The 6,420-nt window shown below is 40.5% G+C and carries 9 protein-coding genes and 1 pseudogene; 6 read left to right on the forward strand and 4 right to left on the reverse strand.

Annotation, left to right across the window (positions count from 1 at the left end):
• Positions 1 to 74 precede the first annotated feature (74 nt).
• Genes ACTNES_RS18595 through ACTNES_RS18610 form a run of 4 tightly spaced genes read right to left on the reverse strand, consistent with a single transcriptional unit; the run spans position 75 to position 3,192 of the window.
• Positions 75 to 842, reverse strand: a complete 768-nt coding sequence (locus ACTNES_RS18595) for an FAD-dependent thymidylate synthase (RefSeq protein WP_441040348.1) — start codon at positions 840 to 842, stop codon at positions 75 to 77.
• Positions 835 to 1,155, reverse strand: a complete 321-nt coding sequence (locus ACTNES_RS18600) for a hypothetical protein (RefSeq protein ID WP_349086164.1) — start codon at positions 1,153 to 1,155, stop codon at positions 835 to 837. The genes ACTNES_RS18595 and ACTNES_RS18600 overlap by 8 nt, the downstream gene beginning before the upstream one ends.
• Positions 1,152 to 2,828: a relaxase/mobilization nuclease domain-containing protein gene (locus tag ACTNES_RS18605; protein WP_441040349.1), complete on the reverse strand. Its 1,677-nt coding sequence runs from the start codon at positions 2,826 to 2,828 to the stop codon at positions 1,152 to 1,154. The genes ACTNES_RS18600 and ACTNES_RS18605 overlap by 4 nt, the downstream gene beginning before the upstream one ends.
• Positions 2,806 to 3,192 carry a plasmid mobilization protein gene (locus ACTNES_RS18610; RefSeq protein ID WP_441040350.1) on the reverse strand — a complete coding sequence of 129 codons (387 nt, stop codon included), beginning with the start codon at positions 3,190 to 3,192 and terminating at the stop codon, positions 2,806 to 2,808. Before ACTNES_RS18610 ends, ACTNES_RS18605 begins: the two co-directional genes overlap by 23 nt.
• 415 nt (positions 3,193 to 3,607) lie before the next feature.
• Here ACTNES_RS18610 and ACTNES_RS18615 point away from each other — a divergent pair, with 415 nt between their 5' ends.
• The 6 genes and pseudogenes from ACTNES_RS18615 to ACTNES_RS18640 all read left to right on the forward strand — a co-directional run bounded on the left by ACTNES_RS18615 (position 3,608) and on the right by ACTNES_RS18640 (position 6,129).
• Positions 3,608 to 4,063, forward strand: coding sequence for a hypothetical protein (locus ACTNES_RS18615; RefSeq protein WP_441040351.1), 456 nt, complete (start codon positions 3,608 to 3,610; stop codon positions 4,061 to 4,063).
• 21 nt (positions 4,064 to 4,084) lie between these two features.
• Entirely contained in the window at positions 4,085 to 4,495 is a 411-nt protein-coding gene (locus ACTNES_RS18620; protein WP_441040352.1) for a peptide deformylase, read from the forward strand.
• A gap of 31 nt (positions 4,496 to 4,526) precedes the next feature.
• Complete coding sequence (locus ACTNES_RS18625) at positions 4,527 to 4,799, forward strand: hypothetical protein (RefSeq protein ID WP_441040353.1); 273 nt, start codon at positions 4,527 to 4,529, stop codon at positions 4,797 to 4,799.
• 3 nt (positions 4,800 to 4,802) lie between these two features.
• Positions 4,803 to 5,207 carry a carbon-nitrogen hydrolase family protein gene (locus tag ACTNES_RS18630; RefSeq protein WP_441040355.1) on the forward strand — a complete coding sequence of 135 codons (405 nt, stop codon included), beginning with the start codon at positions 4,803 to 4,805 and terminating at the stop codon, positions 5,205 to 5,207.
• A 110-nt stretch (positions 5,208 to 5,317) separates the two neighbouring features.
• The gene (locus tag ACTNES_RS18635) at positions 5,318 to 5,473 is read left to right on the forward strand and encodes a hypothetical protein (RefSeq protein ID WP_441040354.1); all 156 of its coding nucleotides are present in this window, start codon (positions 5,318 to 5,320) and stop codon (positions 5,471 to 5,473) included.
• A 68-nt stretch (positions 5,474 to 5,541) separates the two neighbouring features.
• A pseudogene (locus ACTNES_RS18640) lies at positions 5,542 to 6,129 on the forward strand (HD domain-containing protein).
• Positions 6,130 to 6,420: the final 291 nt, after the last annotated feature.

Consider the following 6,420-nt stretch of genomic DNA (forward strand, 5'->3'; position numbering starts at 1 on the left):
GGCTCCGGCATCGTTTTCATGGACGCGGAGAGGATTGTGTCCAGGAGTCAGCCCGAAATCAATGAGTTTTATTTTCATACTGCATCACCTCTGCAAAGTAAAGGATAATCCAGATGAAGTATATCATCGGGCAGCAGGCTGTAGTCAATGGGATGCTCACAGCTCATTTTTCCTTCCAAGCATTTTGCTCTCTGACAGAATGGACCTGTCTGTTCCGGTGTAAAAAGAGCTGGACCCAGTTCATACAGATTCTGCCAGATCATGAGCATCACAATTCTCATTTCATCAGTATTTCTGCGGCAGCAACGCTGACCGATCATATGCTTCCACTGATATGGAGTTGCGCTGATGATCAATACATTTCTTAATCCTTGCGGTGTTGCATAACCGGCAGCATCATGGCTGATCCCGGCTTTGCACAGGCGGTCATAACAGTTCATGTCTTCCTGACAGCTTGCCAGATAAAGCGCCTGAATTTCCGAAGGTGCGGAAATAATTTCATATGGAATTGCAAAATCAGCTTCTCCGGAATAGTTGCTGTACTGTAATGATGCACTCATGAACTTTACTTCGTTCTGGTGTCGGGTGATCTGGGAAAGGAATCTTCTGCTGGCACCTACGACAGCCAGGGTAATTACTGTAAATTTCTGAATGGCAGGGTGAGGAAGTTCTCCCAGATTGGTTAATGTTTCATTCGTAAAGGATTGGTTATACAGATCCATCAGGTCATTCATGGAATGGATGATATGCCCTCTCTGGGTCAGCCTTGCGGCAAAGACCATATTCTTTTCTGCCTCTTTTACTGCAAAGCAGTTCAGGATTTTTGTTTCGATTCTATTCATGGGCACCCTCCTCTCTGACCAATGCATTGAGCAGGAACAGATAATTCAAGGTATCTGTAATCTTCTCATTCCAAATGCTCTGATCATAAGATTCCTGTTCTGAAAAGCACATATCATAAATTGAGATGATATGTTTCGCCATCATTCCGGCAAGAGCTCTTTCGGGTGTACATTCTTGCAGAGCTGCAGCGGTTTTAAATGCGCTGAGTCTGTCCGGGCTGTTTCCGGTATATTCTTTTGCTTTGTTCAACAGGGTTTCTTCACAACGTTTCACCTGCTGTTCAAAAGTCAAATGAAATTCTGTTTGTGTCATAATGTCTTGTCCTCCTTCTTTTTGTGTTGTGTATTAGTTTTTGATTTTTCTGTTTGTGCCGGTTGTTCATAAGAATTGTGAACCAATGGTTCTTCCATTCCGAGAATGGCATCTACATTTGCACCGGCGATTTCCAGTTCTTTGTGATAATCTCTGAACTGTTTTACAACTGATTTCTGAGCATCAATAGATTCCTGTAATTCTGATTTTTGAGATTTCAGTGTCTTCATCGACAACATCTTTCCGTCAGGATAGAATGCTTTTAACCAGTCGCGGGCTTCCTCATAAGATCTGATTTCTGAAGAATGCTCCTGCCGGACTTTCTTTTTATTTCGTGATTTCAGAAATTCTGCATACACTGATTTTGAAGCAAAATACTGACCGGTAAAGTGGATCTGTGAGTTCAGAGTTTTCATTTTGGAAGTGAGATCAGAAAGCCGATCCTGCGCCTCTTCCATTTTCGCCTGAATGTCTGAGGTCTGATTTTGCAGATCCTCTCTGGTGTCATAACCATGATCCTGGATATAAATAAGCGTATTTGCCATATGCTGAAGATTGCTGATCTTCACCTTCCGAGCATAAGCCTGATTCTGCATCGCCTTTACATTTGTCTGGAGATCCGTCACGAGACGAAGCTCTGATTTTATGTAAAAGATGACAAATGGATCTGTATGATAATCGACTCTTGAAGCACTCTTCGATTTGAGTGTGCTTTTGTGAGAAAGAGCTTTGTTGTTCTCATGATTCTGAAATACCTGTTCCAGAAAATCTTTTCCATAATTGGCACCCAGAGATTCTGCGGAGATCCGTCTGTCTCTGTCCGGATGAAGATAACGATAACTTCCTCTTTTCTCGATGACAGAAATATTGAACCTGTCCAAAAGCAGCGACTGTAATTCATCAAAACTTCCGGATAGTTGGGAACATTCATTAATCGCTTCCCGCAGAAATTGTTTCTGTGTCTGAAATACGGTGGAAGCCGGTTTAAGTCCGGCAGCACGGATTTTCGCGTTCACCTTATCAAGTTCATCCTGCCCATGGGTTTTCGCCCAGTATTCTCCTCTGGTCATTTTTGCAGGAGCCGGAGAAAGAAGATCAACCTGATGTAGCCCTTCCCGGTTGCACATATCCATGACTTCCTGTTTCAGATGATCCAGTAATTTGTTTGTGGACCGGTGCTTATAACCGGCTTCCTGCTCATGGGGCTTATCCATGTAGTCCTGTCGATCAACCGCATATTTGCGGACACTGTTGATGACGATATGGGTATGAATATTACCGGAGCCATTGTGTCCATCTGTATGAGTGACTACCAATGCCTGATAGCCGGGAAAGTTTTTGCGGGCAAATTCCAGACAAAGAGCCTGGGCCTTTTCTCCGGTAAGTCCACATTCTGTTGCGTCTGCCGGGTCAAAACTGATGATGTAATGGTGACTTTTGATATCTCCTCTTTTCTGATTTTTGTGAAAAAACTGATTAGTCCTCTCGCACTCTTTGTCAAAAGACATCGGATCGCAATTCAGTCCATCCATATAAAATTCTTCCCGCAGAATCTTTCTGCCGGAATCATCGAAAATCGGTTTTCCTGTTTTTTCATTGTGTTGAAAAAGCAAATATTCCAGAGCATCAGAATAGTTCGCATTTCTGCTTTTAATGTGTTTGATTATGGCCATGTAATTCACCTGCCATTCGTAATACTTCTTTTCTCAAAGAGAACAGCTCGGAAATACATTGCCGGATTTCATCCTTTATTTCCTTAGACCATTCTCCGCCGGTGTTAAAATACCTTGCAATCTGATTGAGATTCGATCCGATTTTTCCGTATTCACTGACCAGCTTCCGAAGTTCATCCATGTCAGCTATCACCTCGATGGTGTTTGTAATTTCCTTTTCAAGAAGTAATTTTCTTAGATACTCTGATCTGGAAATTCCAAGAATAGATGCCCCCTGATCTAAAAGAGCCATCTCTGCATCAGTAAGTCGTACAGCTACAAAATGTGGATGTGTAACTTCTTTTCTTTTATTTGTTCTCTCCATATTCCTCCCTTCCAACGGAATCATTCATCACATTGTGATGCCAACATAGGTATAAATGGCTGTCCCTTCCATTTGTACCATTGTTGCTGCGACCACTTTTTCAGTGGAAGCCAAAAGACATCTGTGATGTCAAAAACGAGGGCATGGGGGCGCTGCAGGTCCAGTGGACCTGCGTTTAGCGCGGACCGTAGTGGAACGAAGACCGGAATCCCCATCAAGATGAAAACCCGTAAGTGTAACAGTTGCCAAAATGGCACTACTGTTAAACACGGGTGGATCTTGCTCTTAGAAAAAGAACCTCTCACTTATATGGGAAAAGAGAGCCCCTTATACAACATGGAAATGAAAAAACCTCACTATGGAAGAAATATGATTTTGTTGATATAATCAGAATATGATTCTGGAGGGTGAACAGATGGAATTATTTTGGAAAAAAGGAAGATCTGACATAGACGCATGGGCAAAAGTCATGATACAGGGATATAAAAAGGGAATGCCAATAGACAAAGCGGTTTTGGAGCAGGCAACCGATCAGAGTATCAGAAATGATTGCCGGATTATTAGAGAAAGTGTTCAGATTGTCATGCGTTCTTCTGATTATGAGGTTCGTGAAAAACGGAAAAAACTAATTGAAGGAAGATACCAGCACTTGAAGACACTGCTTCCTTTTGCAGATGCGGATCAGTTGAAATTATATGATGAAGCAATGGATCAGATCGACTGTCTGAACCAACAGATTGAAAGCAGAAATGAAACACAGAAAGAAAATATAAGACAAAAAAGAAAGCAAAAGCAGGATGCATTCTGGGAAGTAACCAGTGTTTCCTATATGATGGATGAATTCAGCGATGCAAAGAAAAAGAAGAAATGATATGGCGTGGAGGAATGATAGATGGTAAAACCGATAATGAAAGACGTGTTCTTTCTGGGACAAAAATCAGAACCGGCGACAAAGGCAGATCTGCAGGTGGGAAAAGATTTGCAGGATACCTTACAGGCAAATCGCGCCGGTTGTGTGGGTATGGCTGCGAATATGCTTGGAGTGAAAAAGCGAGTCATTATTGTGAATATGGGATTCGTAGATATCGTAATGTTTAATCCGGTACTGCTGAGTAAGGATACTCCGTATGAAACGGAAGAAGGCTGCCTCTCCCTTACCGGCGTGAGAAAAACCACAAGATATGAAAATATCGAAGTGGAATATTATGATATGAACTGGAAAAAGCAGCGGCAGAAACTGAGCGGCTGGCCGGCACAGATCTGCCAGCATGAGCTGGATCATCTGGAAGGGATTTTGATTTAAGAAATTTTTTAAATAACAGGAGTGACTGCTTATGGCATCGGAACGAACGGACGAATTATACAAGGTTTTGCTGGACAGAGGATATCCAAAAGAGTTCTGTGCGGAAATAGCCTATAAAAATATGAATACAGATTATACTGCCACCCGGATGCTTGGCTATTTGTATCGGGTAAGTAATCCACGAATCGAGGATCTGGTAGATGAAATGCTTGCAATCTTAAGTGACAGAGATGCAATCATACAGAAAAAAGAAATGGAACATACCCAGGATGTGATCAATGAGATTTACAGAAACGGGTTGTAAAGAATAAGTAAACAACAATGGAATACGTCATTTGGAAGAATTGGGATAGTAGTTTGTTTTGACAGGCATTATCCTGAGAGCATTAGAACTGAGGCACTTATGGATGCAGATCTGATTCTGATTCCTACAGTTAATACCAAGGCAGAACCTTCGGATATGTTCGAGTGGGAATTAAGAGTTCAGGCATTTCAGAATAGTGTTGCTATTGCAATGAGCAACAGAGTTAGCTGTGAAGAAGAGATGGATTTCTCAGGAGAATCTATTGTAGTCGATGCAAATGGAAACGTAATTGCCAAGGCTGATGATAAGGAACAAATTTTGTATGTAGATATTGATTTGTCTGAATCTAAACGAGTCCGAGAGAAAAGACCATATACAAATTTAAGAAGAAAAGAATTCTATAAATAAGGAGTGGGAGGTAAAAATGAAGACAGTAATTATTTATGCATCTGTGCATCGAGGTATTTTTAATCAGTACTTACGGTGGAAGTACAAATTATAAGTCTATTGAAAACATTTTGAAGGAAAAACATGCCAAAGTAATTGGAAAATTTGGATGTAAGGGATATGACACCTTCGGACCTTTTAAGTTGGTTGGCGGTATTGCGAAAGGTCATCCGAATGAAAAAGACCTGGAGGCTGCAGTCAATTTTATGGCTGAATTACAGTCGTAAGAAAATGATAGGGAAACAGAGAGAGCGGAGTATAAGAAGGAAAAGATTTGAAGTTGTAGGAGAATTCTATGGACAAGCGTATAGAAAAACAGTTGGCATTTTCTTTGGAAATTGACAAAGTAAAAAATATATTCAGACAAACACATTTATCAGGGAACGGCAGAAATAAAAATGATGCCGAACATTCTTGGCACATGGCAATTATGGCATATCTTCTTCGAGAATATTCTAACGAGGATATTGATATTGCCAAGGTCATGTTGATGTGCTTAATCCATGATATAGTTGAAATTGATGCAGGTGACACATACGCATATGATGCAGAGGCATTGCAATCACAAAAAGCAAGAGAAGATGCTGCAAAACAGAGAATATTTGCCATATTGCCCGAAGAACAAGCGCAAGAGTTGATTGCTATATTTGATGAGTTTGAAGAATATGAAACCGCAGAGTCTAAGTTTGCTCATGCTATGGATAACATTTAACCACTTATCTTGAATAATAGCAATAATGGTGGGGATTGGCGGGAACACGATGTTACCGTAGAGCAAATTTATAAAAGACAGAGTAAAACAAAACTGGGATCTGAAAAGTTGTTTGAAATAACAGACTGCATCATTCAAGAAAATGTTAAAAAAGGGAATTTAAAGTATTAAATTTCAGTCTTTTGGTGAGTCTGCAAACACGCATTAATTTGAATTTGCCGGGATGTGGATTCTTATTTTTTGGGAAAAGCAAGCAAAAAATAGAAATAGACATGGTTGTCCATATAAAAAAATCAATTTCTCGCTTTGTATCGTGGTTGAAATCGATGAAATAAACTAATCTATCGGTGGAAGCATTCTGGTGATATGTCAAGAGAAATTTAAAATAGTTTTTGATATGTTTTTCCTAAAAAAGGGCGCACTTCACCGTCGCTCATTAATCATCTTTTTGAAAAATGAGCG

The organism is Blautia sp. HCP3S3_D9, assembly GCF_052063845.1.
Classification (GTDB): Bacteria; Bacillota; Clostridia; order Lachnospirales; family Lachnospiraceae; genus Blautia_A.

Excerpts from the sequence above, each read along its gene's own strand:
- ACTNES_RS18595 (WP_441040348.1), bottom strand. The coding sequence starts at position 842 with ATGAATAGAATCGAAACAAAAATCCTGAACTGCTTTGCAGTAAAAGAG.
- ACTNES_RS18600 (WP_349086164.1), bottom strand. The coding sequence starts at position 1,155 with ATGACACAAACAGAATTTCATTTGACTTTTGAACAGCAGGTGAAACGT.
- ACTNES_RS18605 (WP_441040349.1), bottom strand. The coding sequence starts at position 2,828 with ATGGCCATAATCAAACACATTAAAAGCAGAAATGCGAACTATTCTGAT.
- ACTNES_RS18610 (WP_441040350.1), bottom strand. The coding sequence starts at position 3,192 with ATGGAGAGAACAAATAAAAGAAAAGAAGTTACACATCCACATTTTGTA.
- ACTNES_RS18615 (WP_441040351.1), top strand. The coding sequence starts at position 3,608 with ATGGAATTATTTTGGAAAAAAGGAAGATCTGACATAGACGCATGGGCA.
- ACTNES_RS18620 (WP_441040352.1), top strand. The coding sequence starts at position 4,085 with ATGGTAAAACCGATAATGAAAGACGTGTTCTTTCTGGGACAAAAATCA.
- ACTNES_RS18625 (WP_441040353.1), top strand. The coding sequence starts at position 4,527 with ATGGCATCGGAACGAACGGACGAATTATACAAGGTTTTGCTGGACAGA.